The 19,287-nt window shown below is 61.1% G+C and carries 16 protein-coding genes and 1 riboswitch; of the genes, 12 read left to right on the forward strand and 4 right to left on the reverse strand.

Going from position 1 to position 19,287, the window contains the following annotated elements; all coding sequences use genetic code 11:
• Positions 1-153 precede the first annotated feature (153 nt).
• Positions 154-1,365: a M24 family metallopeptidase gene (locus tag CGA21_RS08685; protein ID WP_110751391.1), complete on the reverse strand. Its 1,212-nt coding sequence runs from the start codon at positions 1,363-1,365 to the stop codon at positions 154-156.
• Positions 1,366-1,593: 228 nt separating this feature from the next.
• A complete protein-coding gene (locus tag CGA21_RS08690) occupies positions 1,594-2,613 on the reverse strand; it encodes a GlxA family transcriptional regulator (protein WP_188263995.1) in 1,020 nt (339 codons plus the stop codon).
• A 326-nt stretch (positions 2,614-2,939) separates the two neighbouring features.
• Between CGA21_RS08690 and CGA21_RS08695 the strand changes: the two genes are divergently transcribed.
• The 8 genes from CGA21_RS08695 (at position 2,940) to CGA21_RS08730 (ending at position 10,603) form a co-directional block, all read left to right on the forward strand.
• Positions 2,940-3,866: a transporter gene (locus tag CGA21_RS08695; RefSeq protein ID WP_223194073.1), complete on the forward strand. Its 927-nt coding sequence runs from the start codon at positions 2,940-2,942 to the stop codon at positions 3,864-3,866.
• 140 nt (positions 3,867-4,006) lie between these two features.
• Positions 4,007-5,173, forward strand: a complete 1,167-nt coding sequence (locus CGA21_RS08700) for a DUF1624 domain-containing protein (RefSeq protein WP_188263996.1) — start codon at positions 4,007-4,009, stop codon at positions 5,171-5,173.
• A gap of 33 nt (positions 5,174-5,206) precedes the next feature.
• Positions 5,207-5,402, forward strand: a riboswitch (cobalamin riboswitch).
• A 145-nt stretch (positions 5,403-5,547) separates the two neighbouring features.
• Positions 5,548-6,561, forward strand: a complete 1,014-nt coding sequence (locus CGA21_RS08705) for an ABC transporter substrate-binding protein (RefSeq protein WP_188263997.1) — start codon at positions 5,548-5,550, stop codon at positions 6,559-6,561.
• 8 nt (positions 6,562-6,569) lie between these two features.
• Positions 6,570-7,574, forward strand: coding sequence for a FecCD family ABC transporter permease (locus CGA21_RS08710; RefSeq protein WP_177411642.1), 1,005 nt, complete (start codon positions 6,570-6,572; stop codon positions 7,572-7,574).
• Complete coding sequence (locus tag CGA21_RS08715) at positions 7,571-8,362, forward strand: ABC transporter ATP-binding protein (RefSeq protein ID WP_110751379.1); 792 nt, start codon at positions 7,571-7,573, stop codon at positions 8,360-8,362. Before CGA21_RS08710 ends, CGA21_RS08715 begins: the two co-directional genes overlap by 4 nt.
• Positions 8,363-8,383: 21 nt before the next feature.
• Complete coding sequence (locus CGA21_RS08720) at positions 8,384-9,718, forward strand: OprD family porin (RefSeq protein ID WP_110751377.1); 1,335 nt, start codon at positions 8,384-8,386, stop codon at positions 9,716-9,718.
• Positions 9,719-9,780: 62 nt separating this feature from the next.
• Entirely contained in the window at positions 9,781-10,176 is a 396-nt protein-coding gene (locus tag CGA21_RS08725) for a hypothetical protein (protein ID WP_188263998.1), read from the forward strand.
• Positions 10,177-10,207: 31 nt separating this feature from the next.
• Positions 10,208-10,603, forward strand: coding sequence for a GFA family protein (locus CGA21_RS08730; RefSeq protein WP_188263999.1), 396 nt, complete (start codon positions 10,208-10,210; stop codon positions 10,601-10,603).
• A 48-nt stretch (positions 10,604-10,651) separates the two neighbouring features.
• Here CGA21_RS08730 and CGA21_RS08735 read toward each other — a convergent pair whose 3' ends face one another.
• On the reverse strand, positions 10,652-11,110 hold the full coding sequence (locus CGA21_RS08735; protein ID WP_110751371.1) for a winged helix-turn-helix transcriptional regulator: 459 nt from the start codon (positions 11,108-11,110) through the stop codon (positions 10,652-10,654).
• Positions 11,111-11,208: 98 nt separating this feature from the next.
• Between CGA21_RS08735 and CGA21_RS08740 the strand changes: the two genes are divergently transcribed.
• The 4 genes from CGA21_RS08740 (at position 11,209) to CGA21_RS08755 (ending at position 17,363) form a co-directional block, all read left to right on the forward strand.
• A complete protein-coding gene (locus tag CGA21_RS08740; RefSeq protein ID WP_223194074.1) occupies positions 11,209-12,486 on the forward strand; it encodes an MFS transporter in 1,278 nt (425 codons plus the stop codon).
• 91 nt (positions 12,487-12,577) lie between these two features.
• Positions 12,578-14,380 (forward strand): acyl-CoA dehydrogenase, encoded by a 1,803-nt coding sequence (locus CGA21_RS08745; RefSeq protein WP_188264000.1) that lies wholly within the window; start codon positions 12,578-12,580, stop codon positions 14,378-14,380.
• A 41-nt stretch (positions 14,381-14,421) separates the two neighbouring features.
• Positions 14,422-16,533, forward strand: coding sequence for a 3-hydroxyacyl-CoA dehydrogenase NAD-binding domain-containing protein (locus CGA21_RS08750; RefSeq protein WP_188264001.1), 2,112 nt, complete (start codon positions 14,422-14,424; stop codon positions 16,531-16,533).
• 53 nt (positions 16,534-16,586) lie between these two features.
• Positions 16,587-17,363, forward strand: a complete 777-nt coding sequence (locus CGA21_RS08755; protein WP_110751361.1) for an SDR family NAD(P)-dependent oxidoreductase — start codon at positions 16,587-16,589, stop codon at positions 17,361-17,363.
• Between the two features lie 167 nt (positions 17,364-17,530).
• Here the strand turns inward: CGA21_RS08755 and CGA21_RS08760 are convergent, their stop codons facing one another.
• A complete protein-coding gene (locus tag CGA21_RS08760; protein ID WP_110751359.1) occupies positions 17,531-19,258 on the reverse strand; it encodes an ABC transporter ATP-binding protein in 1,728 nt (575 codons plus the stop codon).
• Positions 19,259-19,287: the final 29 nt, after the last annotated feature.

Here is a 19,287-nt window from a genome sequence, read left to right on the forward strand (position 1 = left end):
GTTTTACTTGGCAGGGTTAAGGCTCAGTAGATGCTGCGCGTTCTTGGGCACGCATGCGCCATGTTTTTCCGGTTTATCTCAGCCACCGGGAAGATTTTTTCGCCAATCGTCAAAGCAAAACGCCGCACAGCTTCACTGTGCGGCGCTCAGGCCTCACTTCCTGATGATGTTGTGTTCCGGGCCATACGGGAACTTGGTGATGTTTTCCCCGCCCTGCTCGTTGACGATCAGGATGTCGTGTTCACGATACCCGCCGGCACCTGGAAGGCCTTCTGGCAACATGATCATCGGCTCAATGGAAACCACCATCCCCGGCTCCAGCACTGTGTCGATGTCTTCGCGCAGTTCCAGGCCGGCTTCGCGGCCGTAGTAATGGCTCAGCGTACCGAAGGAGTGACCGTAGCCGAAGGTGCGGTATTGCAGCAGATCGTGCTCCAGGAAGATCTCGTTCAATTGCAGCGCGATATCGCAGCAGCGCATACCCGGCTTGATCAGTTTGAGGCCGGCCTCGTGCACTTTGACGTTAACTTCCCACAAGCGCAGATGCTCGTCGGAGCAATGGTCCAGGAACAACGTACGTTCCAGCGCGGTGTAGTACCCGGCGATCATCGGGAAGCAGTTGAGGCTGAGAATGTCGCCCTTGTTGACCTTGCGCGAGGTCACCGGGTTATGCGCGCCGTCGGTGTTGATGCCGGACTGGAACCAGGTCCAGGTGTCCATCAGCTCGGAATCCGGGAAAGTGCGGGCAATTTCTCGCACCATGGCCTGGGTGGCGTGCAGGGCCACTTCGTATTCCGGCACCTGGTCACGCAAGGCTTCGACGATGGCGGCACCTCCGATGTCGGCGATCCGCGCGCCATGACGGATGATCGCATGTTCCTCGGCGGACTTGATCATGCGCATGCGCATGCACGGTGCGGCGATATCCACCAGTTCAGCCTGCGGATAGCGGCTGGCGAGCTTGTCGCGATTGAGCAAGTTCAGATGGTCGAACTCGATACCGATGCGCCCGGCCTTGGGCAAGGCCTGCTGGATCGCGACGAAGTAGTTGTCGCGCTGCCAGTCGGTGTAGACGATGTTTTCAGTGCCGACGGTACGGCGCCATGGCTGACCACCATCGATGTTGGCGCTGATGGTCACGGCGCTATCCTGGGTCACCACCAGCGCGTACTGACGCCCAAAGGAGCAGTACAGGAAATCGCTGTAGTAGTTGATGTTGTGATAGGAGGTGAAGACGGCCGCGTCGATATTGTTCTGCGCCAGATAAGCCCGCAATTTGCCCTGGCGATTGGCATATTCTTGAGCCGAGAACGTCGGACTTACCTTTTCGCCGTTCTTGATCTGGATGGTTTTCGGCATTTGCATGTCATTTATCCTTGTCATTGATTGAGCTATCGGAGGCGCCAATCTGGTGGGCCGCTGAAGATCATTCGAACAGATGCAAAGCGAGGTTTTTTGCGCGAATCCGACCTGTAGTTGGCCATATCCGCTGTTTGCGAAACAGCCTCCTCAGGACGCTGTGCCAGAAACAGAAATGCCCCCGGCAAGCGGTAAAGTCCGCTTGACGGGGGCATTGGCCAATGGGTAATGCGGTCAGTGTGGGAGTGACGGTGCGACGATTCGACCCGCTCTCGATGGAGCCGCTGCATTCAACATTGAAGACCGCTGACGCTGCGATTGCGCCACCCTATGCTCACGAGGGTGCGCGCCGAAGTACTGGCGATAGCAGCGCAAGAAATGCTGCAGCGAGACGAAACCGCACTCCGTAGCGACATCCGACAGCGACAGCTCACCGGCCCGCAACATCTGACGCGCCTGTTGCAGCCGCAAGTCCAGGTAGTGCCTGGACGGCGAGCAACCCAGACTGCGCTTGAATAGCCGCTCCAGATGCCGCCGGGAAATACCCATGGTCTCGGCGAGTTCGTCGATGCTCAGCGTTGGACTCAAATGCTCGTTCATCAACGCCAGCGTTGCCTGAAGTTTTTTCGGGACGTCCTGCACGGGCAGTAGCGGCCGGGCCTGGCGTGCTGCATGTTTTTCCATCCGTAGTATCAAGCCACGACCGTGGAACCTTGCGAGAAGCTCGTGCATCAGCCCTTGAACCGCCTGCGGCCCGACACAAGTCAGACGTTGGCGGTCGACACAGAACGGCGCAGCCACCGGTGTCAACTTGCTGAAAGCGGCAAACTCCAGTGACGCGGCGGGCGCTGGCAAGCTGCAACGGACACCCTCCAGGGCGCCAATCTGCGCCAGCAACCAGCCTGCCTCGCCCAGGGCCCCGAAGCTGATCGGTTGCGCCGCCCAGTAGCTCAGCTGCTGGCGCAGGTCTGGATCAAGACGCAGGTTATCGCCACCACAGAGGATCAACACATCGAACGCTTGTCCCTGACCCAGTCGCGCGGTGGCGGTTACGATGCCGTTGCTGGCGCACAGTTGCTGTCCGTCCAGGCTCAGCATTTGCCACTGGCAAACATCGTGCCCTGCCAATTGGTTGGCCAGGCGCAGTGGCTCCAGTGCATTAGCCAGGGAGTACATATCGAAGGCTTCCATCAACCAGAAGCCAATGCGCAGCATCGGCGGTTGTAGCCGCTCGGATTCAGTCAGTTGCAGCATGTCCTGCTCTCCCGTCGATCAAGGTCACTCAGCACTCGATGGCGCTGACCGCCAATCGGCAGGGGCCGACTCCAATCTTGAACAAGTCAAAACACTGATAGCCATCTTCGATCTCCGTGCCGCTTAAGAGGTGTCAGGAATTCACCCGATTGTCGGCGTCAGGAACCATCAAGATGTGTCAGATATCGACCCCTAAGTGCTCGTCACTACCAAAGACGAACTGGATGTGCTGCTCGCACCAAGCCCCGAACCTTTCAAAGCTAATGCAGATGCACTACAACAATACATAGACCCCTGAAGTCCTGACAGGAAGCGAGCGAATGTGGATGAAACACAAACTCTGCATCGCCAGGCTGGCTCGGGTCGCATCCGCATCGCTCATCATGGTAGCCACCACTGCCGTCGCAGAGGATCTTGAACCCAGGGCCTACGCCAATACGCCGGTCGGTATCAATTTCCTGCTACTGGGCTACAGCGATCTCCATGGCAACGTGACCGCCAATCCCTCCGTCCCGCTGCAGAATGCCAAGCTCAACATCAAGACGATCGTGTTTGCCTTCGCCAGGTCCCTGGACGTCTGGGGCCGCTCCGGGAAGTTCGATATCGTCGTGCCTGAAGCCAGATTGACGGGCTCGGCCCTGTTTGCCGGTGAACCCAGGGAGCGAAATGTCACTGGGTTGATAGATCCAAGATTGCGCTTCTCGGTCAACTTGTATGGCGCCCCGGCGATGTCCCTGGCTGAGTTCCCCAGCTATCAACAAGATGTGATTATCGGCGCCAGCCTGGCAATTACGGCGCCACTTGGCCAATACGACTCCAGCAGACTGGTAAATCTCGGCAACAACCGCTGGTCATTCAAACCCGAACTTGGGGTTTCCAAGCGCCTGGGTCCCGTGACCCTGGAATTATCCGCTGCGACAACTTTTTACACCGACAATAACCAGTACCTGGGTGACCGTACTTTTTCCCAGAACCCCACTTACCAGGCACAGGTGCATCTTATCTATGCCTTTAGTAACGGTGTCTGGGCCTCACTGGATGGGACGTACTTCGCTGGCGGGAGTACCAAAGTCGATGGGGTTGGTAACCACGATTTTCAGGAAAATACACGCTATGGGGGTACCCTCTCGCTGCCGTTGAACCGAAATCACTCGCTAAAGCTGTTTGCGAGTGAAGGTGCGCATACCCGTACCGGTAGCGAATACGATGCCGTTGGCATCGTCTGGCAGTATCGCTTCGGTGGAGGGCTTTAGGGACCCCATCACCCGCAAGCCGGCGCCTGCAAAGTCGAATAGCATTTCTCCCATACGTCAGTTTTTATGTTATGTTATAACAATCCTGACGCTACGATTGCTAACCGACAGCGTGACCCACCCCCTGCCTGCGACTTTCGATGACAAACCTTGTTCAAATCCCGCCCATCACCCGCCTGAGCCAACGCCTGACGTCCATCGACGCCCTCAGGGGCCTGGTGATTATTTTCATGCTGCTGGATCATGTGCGCGAGACATTCTTCCTGCACCGCCAGGTCACCGACCCGATGCTTGTCGACAGCACGGAGCCAACGTTGTTTTTCAGCCGCACCCTCGCACATTTGTGCGCGCCGGTATTCGTTCTGCTTACTGGACTGTCGGCATTCCTGTACGGTGAAAAGCACCAGGGCACGCCGTCGATGTTCCTGTTCAAGCGTGGCCTGTTCCTGGTTGTGCTGGAGTTCACCCTGGTGAATTTCGCCTGGACCTTTCAGTTCCCGCCTGCTGTGATCTACCTGCAGGTGATCTGGGCGATAGGTGTCAGCATGATTGCCCTCTCTGTGTTGGCCTGGCTACCTCGGCCAGTGTTGTGTGTCCTGGGCCTGGCCATAATCGGTTTGCACAACCTGCTCGATCCCCTGCACTTCCCGCCCGGATCGGCGCTGCACCTGCCCTGGGCGATTTTGCATGATCGCGGCTGGATCGAGTTCTCCGAGCAGTTGCGCCTGCGCACCTCCTACCCCGTGCTACCGTGGATCGGGGTCATCGCCCTGGGTTACTGCATCGGCCCCTGGTTCGCGCGCTCAACGCCGGTCGCCGTGCGTCAGCGTTATCTGTTGTTGGCCGGCGCGAGCGCATTGATCGGCTTCATCGCCCTGCGCCTGGTCAATGGTTACGGCGAGGTGCAGTGGGTGGTCCATGAAAGCACCACGCACACCCTCATGAGTTTCTTCAACATCACCAAGTACCCGCCTTCCCTGCTGTTCCTGTGTTTGACACTAGGCGTCGGGCTACTGCTGCTGTCCGGCTTCGAGCGGACCCGACAACACCAGTGGATCGGCGCCCTGGCGGTGTTTGGCGCGGCACCGATGTTCTTCTACTTGCTCCATCTATATGTGCTGAAAATCCTGTATCTGCTGAGCGTGGCGTTGTTCGGTCTGAACCAGGGCGACTACTTCGGCTTCGACGGCATAGGCGCCGTATGGTTGACCGCCGTGCTTCTGGCGGCAACGCTGTATCCACCGGTGCGCTGGTTCGCTGCATTGAAGGCGCGTCGTCGCGATATCGCCTGGCTCAAATACTTCTGATCAGGCGATGGGTTCGCCTCGGGCGGCATGATCGACTACCATGCCGCCGCCGGTTCCCAAACGGGATTAATAGGGAATCCGTGATGCTGCCAATGCATCAAACGGAACTGCCCCCGCAACTGTAGGTGCCGAGCCTGCTCCTGAACTGCCACTGGGATCGATTCCCGGGAAGGCTGGAGCACGCCATGACGCATCAGTCAGGAGACCTGCCGGCCAAGCAACAAATCACTAACCGGCGGGGTGTCCGGGAAGGACATCTGTGCGCGCGTCACTCAGGTGATGGGCCTTGCACTGCTGTTTTCGGCAGCGCTCGATGATGTGTTTTCCAGACCTTGCACCCTGGCTGCGTGTACGGTTCAAATGGAGATTGCATCATGCTGTTGCCGCGCTTTTTCGCCCTTGTCACCGGCCTGGGACTTTCTGCCCTCGCCTGTGCCTCCCCGACTCATTACCCGCTGACGATCGAGAACTGCGGCAGCACACTGACGTTTACGCACGCCCCTGCACGTGCGGTAACTATCGGCCAGGCCGGCACCGAAATGCTCTTCGCCCTGGGACTCGGTGACAAACTGGTCGGCACTTCGCTGTGGTTCAATGATGTGCTGGGCAAATACAAGGGGCAAAACGACAGGATCGAACGCCTGGCCGATAATGAGCCGAGTTTCGAGTCGGTAATCGGCAAGCGCCCGGAACTGGTCGCTGTCGAACTTGAGTGGATGGTCGGCCCGCAAGGCGCAGTCGCTACCCGCGAGCAGTTTCACGAGCTGCAGATTCCAACCTATCTCATGCCCTCGGACTGCGAATCCAAGGACAACCTGGTGGGGGCCGACGGCACCCGCCTGCAGCCGTTTCGCGTTGACAGTCTCTACAAAAGCATTGCCCAGCTGGCCGAGATTTTCGATGTCCAGGCGCGCGGGCAGCAACTGAACGCGCAACTGCAGGCCAGCCTGGCCAAGTCCATTGCCGCGGTGCAAGGCAAAGACCTCACGCACACCAGCGCGCTGGTCTGGTTTTCCAGTGCCAGCCTGGACATCGATCCCTATGTCGCCGGGCACAAGGGCATCCCCGACTTCATGCTGGGCACCTTGGGCGTGCGCAATGTGGTGCAGTCCGACGAAGAGTGGCCAACCGTTGGCTGGGAAACCATCGCCAAGGCCAACCCGACATTCCTGGTCATCGCCCGCATGGATCGCCGGCGTTTCCCGGCTGATGACTATCAAAGGAAACTGCAATTCCTGCGCAGCGATCCTGTGACCCGCAACATGGACGCGGTGAAAAACAACCGCATCATTATCCTCGACGCCATGGCCATGCAGGCCAGCCTGAGAATGTTCGACGGCCTCGAATCGCTGGCAACGGCCATCAACCGCTACGACCTGCCAAAATGACTGCGGCGCTGATTCGCACGCTGCTAGCACTGGTGATGCTGCTCGTGGCCGTGATCGCCGGCGTGGCCATCGGTGAAACCCGCATCGAACCCGGCGTGGTGTTTCAGGTGTTGGCCAACAAACTGTGGATGGCCGGGTATGCCCTCGATCCTATCGATGAGGGCATCGTCTGGAACTACCGCCTGACCCGCGCGTTGGTGGCGGCGGCTTGCGGGGCGGGCCTGGCGACCTGCGGGGTGATCCTGCAATCGCTGCTGCGCAACCCGTTGGCCGATCCCTACCTGCTTGGCATTTCCGCGGGGGCCTCGACGGGCGCGGTGCTGGTGGCGTTGCTGGGCCTGGGTGCCGGAGCGATTTCGATGTCGGCCGGGGCGTTTGCCGGCGCCGTCGCCGCCTTCTCCGTCGTGGTGTTGCTGGGCCGTGCCAGCGGTTCGCCCGGCAATACTGGCCAGATCATCCTGGCGGGCATTGCCGGTTCGCAACTGTTCAATGCGCTCACCGCGTTCCTGATCACCAAGTCGGCCAGTTCCGAACAGGCTCGCGGCATCATGTTCTGGCTACTGGGCAATCTCAGTGGCGTGCGCTGGCCCTCCGTGTGGCTGGCTGTACCGGTTGCGGTGGCCGGCCTTGCGGTTTGCCTGTGGCACCGGCGGGCACTGGATGCCTTCACCTTCGGCGCGGACTCCGCGGCCTCACTCGGCATCGCGGTACGTCCCGTGCAATTTCTGTTGATCAGTTGCGCCGCCCTGGTGACGGCGGTGATGGTGTCGATTGTCGGCTCTATCGGTTTCGTTGGACTGGTCATTCCCCACGCCGCCAGGCTGTTGCTGGGCACTCGGCATACCCGCCTGTTGCCGGCGAGTGCGCTGGGCGGTGCGGTGTTTCTGGTGGCCGCCGATGTGCTGTCGCGGACCTTGATCAAGGGCCAGGTGATTCCGGTCGGCGTGATTACCGCATTGGTCGGCGCGCCGGTGTTCGCGCTGATCCTGGTCGGTCGGAGGAATGCCCGATGAATGCGCTTGCGCCGGTTACCGACGAAACCGTGCTGAGTTGTTCCAGCCTCGAATTGCATATCCGCGAAGTTGAACTATTGCACCAGATTCACCTGGACATTCGTCGTGGCGAAACCCTGGGCCTTGTCGGGCCCAACGGCTCTGGAAAATCCACCCTGCTCAAACTGCTGGCCGGCGTGCGTGCGCCCAGCCGGGGAGCGGTCCATCTCAACGGCCAAGACCTCAAGGCCCTGTCCCGGCGAACCATCGCCCAAACCCTGGCGGTGGTTGAGCAGCAGGCCGACACCCTGGATGCGATCAGTGTGTTCGATGCCGTGGCCCTGGGCCGAACGCCGTGGTTGTCGGCCTTGAGTCCATGGTCGAAGGCGGACGAAGACATCGTCCATCAAGCCTTGCGCGACGTCGATGCGACGCATCTTTGCAGGCGCACGTGGCGTAGCCTCTCTGGCGGCGAGCGTCAGCGCGTGCATATCGCTCGCGCCCTGGCCCAGCGCCCGCAGATCCTGTTGCTGGACGAACCGACCAACCACCTGGATATCCAGCACCAGCTGGCGATTCTGCACGTTGTTCACGCATTGCCCGTGACCACCGTGATTGCCCTGCACGACCTCAACCAGGCACTCACTTGCGATCGTCTGGCGGTGCTGGAAAAAGGGCGCATGGTGGCCCTTGGCAAGCCGCTCGAGGTGTTGACCCCGCGACGCCTGCTGGAGACTTTCGGGGTGCACGCGCACTACCTCATTGACCCCTTCGACGGCGCGCACATCCTGCGCTTGCGCTCATCCTGATTCGTTTGTGGACACCCCGGAATGCATACCCGATCGGCCATTCTCTTCGCCTTGGCAAGCCCTCTTACACTCGCCGATTCAGCTCAATCGCAAGCCAATGGATTTATCCAGGACAGCGCCTGGAGCGTGCTCAATCGCACGGTTTACGACCATCGCGAGTACCTCAATGGCGCCCGCAATGGCGCTGCGCGTAATGCCTACAAACCGCGTGACGAGCGTAATGGCTACGCCGAAGAATGGGCCTACGGGCTGATGGCGACGGTGCAATCGGGCTTCACCCAGGGCTTGATCGGGGTGGGCATGGATGCCCATGCCTACCTCGGGGCACAACTCGACAGCGGCGGTGGCCGCGCAGGAAAAGCGCGATTGCTCGGTCTCGACAACCAGGGACATCCCAAGGATGCGTTCAGCCGCGGCGGTGCGGCACTCAAACTGCGCCGGTCATCGACCGTGCTGAGCTATGGCGAGCAGCGCGTGAAAACGCCGGTGTTCAGTTCGTCCGATAGCCGCCTGCTCCCGGAGACCGCCACCGGGGTGTTTCTCACCAGCAGCGAGTTGGAGGCGCTGACGCTGGTAGCAGGACATTTCAGCGAAAGTACCGATCGCAACGCCAGCAGCCATGACCAGGGCTTTGTGGTCAACTACTCCAACGCCGGGAAAGGCGATGCCTTCGATCTCGCGGGCGTGGTCTTCACACCGGCAAAGAAGCTGACCGTCAGCGCCTATACATCGCGCTATGAGGACACCTGGAACCAGCATTACCTGGGTGGCACCTTCATCCAGCCGCTGGATGAAACCCGCGCGTTGTCGATCAACCTGAACCTGTACCGCACCACGGATGAGGGCAAGTCGCTGTCCGGCAGGATCGACAGCACGACCTGGAGCCTGATGTCCACGTACACCCAAGGCCCCCATGGCTTCAGCCTCGGCTACCAGAAGGTGGACGCCAACACACCGTTTGACTACGTCACCCGTGGCGCTATCTTCATCAGCAACGCCGTCCAGCTGTCGGACTTCAACGCTCCCCATGAACGGTCCTGGCAAGCCCGCTACGATCTCGATGCCAGCCCCTGGGGGTTACCGGGCCTGACCATGAGCGCCGCCTATGTGCGCGGAAGCCGGATCGATGGAAGCCATGTCGACCCGCAAGGCGGCTACGCCTACCTGGGTTATGGCGAAGGTGGCAAACATTGGGAACGTGACCTGCAGGTGCGCCATGTGGTGCAAGGTGGCGCGGCAAAAGGCACCACCCTGTCGTTACAATACAATGTGCATCGGGGCAATACCGCACAGGCAGAACTGGACACGGATCAGGTACGCCTGGCTGTGGAGTATCCGCTGACGGGAAGGTTTTGACGCTTGGCGCTCAATACTCCAACGCTAAGATAGACCCTCTCCACTACAAGGAAGCAACATTCATGGAAAGCCCCTTTTCTCAAGTCACCGAACGCTTGAACAATCGCCGATTCACGGTAGCAGGCAATACCCACGGACTGTCCGGTGCAGGCACGGTGTTTCACTACCAGGTCGAGGGAGATGCCATTTCTAGTACCTACCAGGGCGGCAAGATCCGCATCGGTCATCAAGTCGGCCGCGTGACGGGCGCCGATACCATCGAGCTGCTTTTTCATTGCCTGACCACGGAGGGTGAGATTCTGTCCGGCTGGTCTCGTGGCACGGTAGGCGTTGATCACGAGGGGCGGACCACCCTGTCATTCGTATGGGGTTGGTTGTCGGGTGCGACTGGAGGTGGGGAGTCGAGCTACGTCGAGCTTGTCGCTTGGCAAACGCCGTCAGACTGTAAAAAGCCGTGATCTTCACACAGTGCCCAAACCGGAGGATGAAATGAAAGGAAGCTGCGCTTGTGGGGCTGTAGGCTATGAGATCGACAGCATTGATATGCCCATCAGCCATTGTCACTGTAATACCTGCCGCAAGACCCATGCCGCTGCTTATGTCTCCACAGCTGGCGTGTTGAAAGAGCATTTCAGGTGGACACGAGGCCTGGACGCGTTGAGGCCTTTCGAATCATCTCCCGGGAAGATCCGACACTTCTGCTCGCACTGCGGATCGCACCTTGCGGCAGAGCGTAACGGCTCAAGCGCGATGATCGTGCGCGTGGCGACGTTGGACGAGGATCCTGGTTCCAGGCCGGAGTATCACATCTGGACGGAGCAGGACGTAGCGTGGCTGAATGGAGAAGGCCTGCCAGGGTACTCACAATGGCAGCCTGGGCGATGATGGAAAGTTTGCCTGGCCCTCACCACTTCTGGAATGACAACAGTCGATTCACGACTCGCCATCAACCAGTCTCACCCTGTGGCAATCAGCGGGCCCCAGCGTCTGCCCGCTCGCTGAGCGCACCTCAATCGGCATCAACGGCTGGCCGGACGCGTTGTCCAACAGCACAGAACGGGTCTCCTGCGGCTCGAACAGGAATCGTTCGCCCCACTGCCTCATGCAGACCACCAACGGAAAGATCTCCCGTCCTTTCTCTGTCAGCACGTACTCCTTGTAGGCGCTGCCATCCGACGCCGGTCGGATGTCGAATATCCCGATCTCGACCAGGGTCTTCAGTCGCGAAGCCAGAATATTCTTGGCCACGCCCAGGCTCTTCTGAAATTCGCTGAACCGGCGAATGTCGTCAAAGGCATCGCGGATGATCATGAGCGACCAGCGATCGCCAATGGAATCCAGTGTTCTTGCGACCGGGCATTCGTTGCCTTGTGGCGTAGCGTCGTCGAGCATTTTTTACTCCCGGGAATGTGGTTGCAATTTGAAACCTGTCATGCCAACAATAGATTCAGGTTTTAATTTGCAACCAGTTTAACGCCACGGAGGCGCACATGACAGCAGGTACCGATTCAGCGGCCCAATGCCTGGTCAGGCGGCCTGGGCAAATCGGCGAATGCACCGGGTTCAAACACTCTCCAGGGCTTTCACCATCGCTGACGTTATTGTTTTCCATCACCTGCGCACTTGCAGTCGGCAACGTTCACTTCGCGCAACCGTTACTCGATTCCATGGCCCAGAGTCTGGGCGTGGACTCATCAATGATCGGGATTGTGGTGACGGCCACCCAGGTGGGTTACGCGCTGGGGCTGCTGTTCATCGTCCCGCTGGGGGATCTGGTCAATCGCAAGCGGCTGATTCTGGCGCAAGTGCTGCTGTCGGTGGTGGCGCTGGCGGCGGTCGGTGCTGCACAGCAATGGCTGGCTTTGTTGAGTGCCATGATCGTGATGGGCCTGCTGGCCGTGGTCGTACAGGTACTTGTGGCATACGCCGCCGCGCTGGCAACGCCCTCGCAACGTGGGCAAGCCGTCGGGACGGTAACCAGCGGGATTGTCCTGGGTATTCTTCTGGCGCGGTTTACCTCTGGCGTGATTGCGGACATCGCGGGCTGGCGCGCCGTGTACTTTTTGTCTTCAGGACTGATGCTCACGCTCGCGGCGGTGCTGTGGAAAAGCGTGCCCGTAACGGCGGTGCCCAGGCATCAAGACAGCTACCTCACGCTCATCCGTTCGCTGTTCACCCTGTTCATTACCGAGCCCACGTTACGCACCAGGGGCCTGTTGGCGATGCTGATCTTTGCCGCTTTTTCCGTGTTGTGGACGTCCATGGTGCTGCCCTTGAGCGCCCCGCCGCTGTCGCTGTCACACACGGCTATCGGCCTGTTTGGCCTGGCGGGCGTCGCCGGTGCCCTGGCCGCCAGAAGAGCCGGTCGCTGGGCCGATAAAGGCCTGGGGCAACGAGTGACCGGCATTTCGCTAGGGCTCCTGACGCTGTCCTGGTTGCCCATCGCTTTCGCCCAGACGTCCCTGGTCGCGCTGGTCTGCGGCGTCGTGCTGCTCGACTTTGCGGTGCAGGCAGTACACGTCAGCAACCAGAGCATCATCTTCGCCGCACGACCCGACGCGCACAGTCGCATGGTCGGCGCCTACATGTGCTTCTACTCGGTCGGCAGCGCGCTGGGAGCCGCCGCAGCGACCCAGGTTTATGCGCTTTGGGGCTGGATGGCCGTTAGCCTGCTGGGCGCCTCGATCAGTACTGCTGCTCTGGTCTTGTGGTTTTTCCGCTTCGCATCACCTGACGACGTCCGGTCCTCCCCCAAAGGAGGGGGATAAAAGCCTGGCACATCACACTATCGTGGACGCCTGTAACGGGCCGAGAATTGCTTCCATGGCCCACACTCGACACTGTTTGACGAGAGATGCCATGACTGACCTGCTGCTCAACGAACGCGAACTGCGCTTCCAGCTTTACGAGCTGCTCGATACCGAAGCGTTGTTGCAACGCCCGCGCTATGCCGAGCACGACCGCGGCGTGTTCGACGCTTCTCTCACCACCGCCCGCCAGATCGCCGCTGAACTGTTCGCCCCGCACAATCAAAAGGGCGACGCCAACGAACCGACCTTCGATGGCGAGCGGGTTCACATGATCGCCGAAACCAAAGTCGCCTGGGACGCCTTTGCCCAGGCCGGGTTCCTGGCCGCCCACCACGACTTTGCCGATGGCGGCCTGCAATTGCCGGAAGTGATCCTGCGAGCTTGCATGGCCTACTTCAACGCAGCGAATATTTCCACGGTCGCCTATTCCTTCCTGAGCATCGGCGCGACTAATCTGCTCAGAGCCTTTGCCAGTCCACCGTTGCTTGAACGCTTCCTGGCGCCCATGCTCGACGGTCGCTTCAGCGGCACGATGGCCCTCACCGAACCCGGCCAGGGCTCGGCGCTGGGCGATCTGCGCACCCTGGCTCGCCCGGCTGAAAACGGCACTTACCGGATCTTCGGCCAGAAGATGTTCATCTCCGGTGGCGACCACGAACTGACCGAGAACATCGTGCACATGGTGTTGGCCCGTATCGAAGGCGCGCCGGCCGGGACCAAGGGCATTTCGCTGTTCCTGGTGCCCAAGTTCCTGGTCAATGCCGATGGCAGCGTCGGTGCGCGCAACGACGTGGCCCTGGCCGGCCTGCTGCACAAGATGGGCTATCGCAACACCACGTCCACGGTGCTCAGCTTCGGTGAGCACGACGGCGCCGTGGGCTACCTGGTCGGTGAGGAACATCAGGGCCTGAGCTACATGTTCCAGATGATGAACGAGGCCCGCATCGGTGTCGGCCTCGGGGCCGCCAGCCTCGCCTACCAGAGCTACATTCACGCCCTGGACTACGCCCGCGAGCGGCCACAGGGCCGCTTGCCCGGGAACAAGAACCCGGCGGCACCCCAGGTGCGCATCGTCGAGCACGCCGATGTGCGCCGGATGCTGCTGCAACAGAAGGTCTACGCCGAGGGCAGCCTGGCGCTGTGCTTGTATGCCAGCAGCCTGGTGGAAGATGCCCACACCGCGACCACTGCGCTGGCGCGCAACAATGCCGGCGAATTGCTCGACCTGCTGACGCCGGTGGTCAAGACCTACCCTTCGCGCTACGGCCTGCTCGCGTCGGAGATTGGCGTCCAGGTGCTTGGCGGCGCCGGTTATACCCGCGAATACCCGCTGGAACAGTACTACCGCGACAATCGCCTGAACCCGATTCATGAAGGCACCGAAGGCATCCAGGCCATCGACCTGCTGGGTCGGAAACTGGGGCCGCGCGGAGGTGACGGCTATCGACTGTTCACCGCCGAAGTGCTTGCCACCCTGCTCACCGCCAACAGCGACCCACACTGTGCGCCGCTCGCGGCACTGCTGGCCGATGCCTTGCGCGTACTCGAGCAAGTCACCGCCAGCCTGCAAGCGCAGGTGACGGCCGATGCCAACCTCGGCATGGCCAATGCCACGCCCTATCTGGACCTGTTTGGACGCGTGGTGGTCGGCTGGATCTGGTTGCGCCAGGCCCTGCTGGCCAGCCGCGCCCTGGGTTCGGGCGCCGGCGACAGCGACGCCGATTTCTATCAAGGCAAGTTGCAGGCTGCGCATTACTACATGACCTGGGAACTGGCGTCGCTGGAGTCCCAGGGGCGGCTGCTCACTGAAGCCAACCATGTCGCCTACTACATGCAGGACCGCTGGTTCTAAAGCCCCTCCCCTGTGATAACAATAAATTTCGGGAAATCAACATGAGCAACCTGGTCACCTACCACGTCGAAGACAATCTCGCCCTGATCGGCCTGGCATCAAAGCCGGTCAACGCACTGGGGCAACCCCTGCGTGCGGCCATTCTCGACGCCTGTGAGCGCGCCGCCAGCGATCCTGCCGTCTCGGCGATCATCGTGCACGGTGCAAACGGCTTGTTCTGCGCCGGTGCCGATATCAGCGAATTCGGCCTTCCCGGATCTTTCGCCGCCCCTTCGCTGCCCGACTTGCTGTTGCGTCTGACCCAAATCGACAAACCTCTGATTGCCAGCATCGATCGCTTCGCCCTCGGTGGCGGGCTGGAGCTGGCGCTGGCCTGCGGTTATCGCATCAGCGCTGCCGACAGCCGTCTCGGCTTGCCGGAAATCAACCTGGGCCTATTGCCCGGTGCGGGTGGGACCCAGCGTTTGCCGCGACTGATCGGCGCCGAACCGGCACTGGAAATGATGATCTCCGGCCAGCCTGTCAGCGCAGGCAGGGCCCTTGAGCTCGGCTTGATCGACCGCTTGCTCGGGGATGGCGAATGCCTGCTCGATGGCGCACGTCACTTCGCCGGGGAGTTGATCCGCGAAGGCGCACCGGCGCGCCCCGCAGAACGTCACGCCAACCCGGCCGCCGCCCTGCCCGATGGGTATTTCACAGACTATCGGGCCAGCCACGAACCGCGCTGGAAAAACCGCCTGGCGCCCCGACTGGTGCTGGCGGCCGTCGAATCGGCCTGCGTGCTGCCGTTGCAGGCCGGGCTGCAGCGCGAAGTCGCCCTGTTCAAGGAAGCCGAAGCCTCGACGCAATCCCAGGCCTTGCGCCATGTGTTTTTCGCCGAGCGCGAGGCCGGCAAAGTGGCCGGTGTCACCGCTAACACAGCCTTGCGTCCGGTCGCCCGGGTCGCGGTGATCGGCGCCGGGACCATGGGCGGTGGCATCGCCATGAACTTCGCCAACGTGGGCATCCCCGTCACGCTGCTGGAGCTCAAACCCGAGGCGCTGGAGCGTGGGCTTGGACAAATCCGCAGCAGCTATGAGATCAGCCGGCAACGCGGCAAGCTGACCCAGGAACAGCTCGACCAGCGCATGGCCTTGCTCACCGGCACCCTTGACTATGCCGACATTGCCGAGTGCGACCTGGTGATCGAGGCGGTGTTCGAAAGCCTGCCGATCAAGCAGCAGGTGTTCCGCACCCTGGATGAGGTGTGCAAGCCAGGCGCGATTCTGGCCAGCAACACCTCCACCCTCGATGTCGACCAGATCGCCGCGGTTACCCGCCGCCCGCAAGACGTCATCGGCCTGCATTTTTTCAGTCCGGCCAATGTGATGCGCCTGCTCGAAGTGGTCCGCGGCAAACTCACCGCGCCCGAGGTGCTGGCGACCACACTGAAACTGGGCAAGACGATTGGGAAAATCCCGGTAGTGTCCGGCGTGTGCTTCGGCTTCATCGGCAATCGTATGCTCGAACCCTACTCCCGCGAAGCCCATCGCCTGGTATTGGAGGGCGCTACGCCAGCGCAGATCGACCAGGTGCTGACTGATCTGGGCCTGGCCATGGGGGTGATGGCGATGCACGATCTGGCCGGGATCGACGTCAGTTTCCTGGTGCGCGAGTCGCGTCGTGAAGCAATTGCCCATGATCCGAGCTATTGCCGCCTGGCTGACGAACTGAACGCCCTCGGCCGCTTCGGCCAGAAGACCCGGCGCGGTGCGTATATCTATGAGGGTCGCGAGCGCAAGGAGGACTTCGAGGTCATCACCCTGGCCGAACGCATCGCCGGCGAACTGGACATCCGCCGCCGGCCGATCGCCACGCAGGAGATTCATGACCGCTGCCTGTTCATGCTGATCAACGAGGGCATTCAACTGCTCGACGAAGGCATTGCCGAGCGCAGTGGCGATATCGACCTGGTGTGGATCAACGGTTACGGCTTCCCGGCGTGGCTCGGCGGGCCGATGCACTATGCCGAGCAGATCGGCCTGGACAAGGTGCTGGACGGTATCCGCCATTACCGCAAGGCCCTCGGCGAATACGGCGAGATGTGGTTCCACCCTGCCCCGTTGCTGGAACGCCTGGTGGCTGCCGGCAAGACCCGCATCGAACGAATCTGAGTACCGATCGGCCGCCATGGGCGGCCGATCCACTCCCCGACAGGAACAATGCGATGAATGACAACCCCGGTTTTTCCCTGATTGGCAAGACGGTACTGGTCACCGGTGCCTCCAGCGGCATTGGCGCACATCTGGCGCGCGTGGCCAGCGGTGCGGGTGCGCGCGTAGTGCTGGGCGCCCGGCGCGCGGAGCGCTTGCAGCAACTGGCGGAGGAAATTCGCCAGACTGGCGGTGAGGCTATGGCCGTGGCCTTGGACGTTACCGATCGCGACAGCGTCGAAGCAGCGTTTGACGCCGCCCAAGCTGCTTTCGGTGTGGTGGATGTAGTGCTCAACAATGCCGGCATCGGCAACGGCCAGCGCGTGCTGGAGATCAGCGAGGCCGATTGGCGGGCGATGCTGTCGACCAACCTCGACGGCGTCTGGCGCGTTGCCCAGTGTGCGGCGCAACGCCTCGCAAAGGCACAGCGACCTGGCAGCATCGTCAACATCGCCTCGATGCTCGGGCTGCGCGTAGGCACTGGCTACAGCCACTACTGCGCGGCGAAGGCTGGCGTGGTGCAACTGAGCAAATCCCTGGCGCTGGAACTGGCGCGCTACCAGATCCGCGTGAATGCCATTGCGCCGGGTTACTTCAAGACCGAAATGAACGATGAGTATTTCGACAGCGAAAAGGGCCAGGCGTATATACGCGACACCGTGCCGATGCGACGACTGGGAAGCCTGCAGGAACTGGAAGGCCCGTTTCTCCTGCTCGCGAGCGAGGCCGGCGCCTTCATGACAGGCGCGGTCCTGGCAGTGGACGGCGGCCATCTGGTCGGCAGCCTGTAAACGCAAACTCCCGCGAATGAACGGATATCACTGTAGGAGCGAGCATGCTCCGGGCGGCGTTCCGACGATGGAGGTCAACGATGACGCGAGGAGCCTGGCACGCCGCGGTGCTCTCAGGTTTTTTCGCGAGCATGCTCGCTCCTACAGAGCGTACCCCTGCGCTTTTCTCAGGCTTTCGCCTCGTCAGCCCGAGTGCCATCAGGGCCGACGGCATGGTGCGTGGCCAGTACCTTGCCGTCTCGGACCTCGAGAATCTGATCCGCAATGCGGATCACGGCTGGCCTGTGCGACACTGCGATGACAGTGATACCAGGCGTGAGGTTCTTCAGCACCTGGCATATTTCCGCCTCCGACTCCGGATCGAGGGCGCTGGTAGCTTCGTCCAGGATCAGCAGCCTGGGGCGATGGGCCAGGGCACGCGCGATGACGATACGCTGCCTTTGCCCACCCGAGAGTTTGGCACCGCGCTCGCCGACGATCGATTGCAGTCCGCCAGGGCATTCCTGCACAAACTGCCATGCACCGGCTTGACGCAGCGCGCGCTCTGCGTCGGCGGCGTTCAAGGCCCTGTCTCCCAAAGTGACGTTCGCCAGGATGCTATCGTGCAACAGTAGGGTTTCCTGGGTGACGTAGCCGATCATTCGGCGCCAGGCCTTCCTGTCCAGGGCGTGCAAGTCACAGTCGTCGACCCTGATACGTCCGGACTGTGGCGCGAGGAGCGCACAGATCAGGTCGAGCACAGTGGTCTTGCCGGAGCCGGAAGGACCGATCATGGTGGTGAATGAACCGACCGGGAAATTCATCGACACGTTGTCAAGAACCTGCCGCCCGCCGTAGCCAAAACTGATATTTTCAAAAGCGATATGCCGCTGCAAGGAAGGCGTGCAAGTCCCTCCGACAGGCTCGGCATCGGCAATAGCGTTGTCGATCGACTCGTTGATGGCCCAATAGGCGCTCTCTTGCGCGGCCATCCGGTGATAGCGCTGCTGTGCCTTGTGCAGCAACCCCAGCATGCGCACTACCACGAAGATCAACACCATCACCGAAGACAGCGGCATGCCGCCGATGACCAGCCCCGCGTAGAGGCCCGCCGCGGCAAGGATCGCCAGCATGGGCTCCTGCAAGGCCCGCAGCGTTTCGCGGCTCATCACTTCGCGCTCCAATGCAGTATTGAGCTCGCCGGCGTGACGACGCAGCAAGGAGTCGGCGATGTCATCGCGTGCCATGGCTTTGAGCGGTTTCACCGAGCCAAGGGTGTCCGTCAGGTGCACCAGCAACTCGCGCATCAGGCGGGTCTGGCTTTTCCCGACACGCCGCGATGTCTTGACCAGACCTCGCACGGCAGCCAGCAGGACGAAGCCGATCACCAGTGACAGGATCGCGGCCTGCCACGAGACAAAAAGCGCGATCAGTGCATAGGCCGCCGCCTGGATACCCAGCGCCAGCATATTGGCCGCATGCTCATAGGCCGTTGAAGCCCGGAAGGCTTCGGTTGCCACGGCATTGGCCAGTGCTCCGGAAGGTTGGCGCAGGTAATATTCCCAGCGGCTACCCAGCAATGCCTTGATGAGGCTCACACGCAAGTCGGTTGCCACATGCGCCACGGTATAGCCCACTTGACGGTTGCCCAACAGTATCAGCAGGTTGCTCAGCGTCATGCCCACGACAATGACCACCAGCATGTTCGCGATCGTCGGCTGCAGGCCAATCGAGTTCATCGCCCCGAAGACGTAGACCGCCAGCTTCGAATGGGGCTGGTCTTCAAGCATGGCCGATATCAAGGGCAGCATCGTGCTCAAACTGACGCTTTCAACCACCCCTGCCAGCAGCAGACTCAGGAGCATCAGCACGGTGCGGGCCGGATAGGAGCGGCCAAAGGCAAAAATAATCCGCATGACTGTGGTTCGCTATGACGTGGGTGTAG

The sequence above is a fragment of the Pseudomonas sp. PSB11 genome (assembly GCF_014596605.1).
Taxonomy (GTDB): Bacteria; Pseudomonadota; Gammaproteobacteria; order Pseudomonadales; family Pseudomonadaceae; genus Aquipseudomonas; species Aquipseudomonas umsongensis.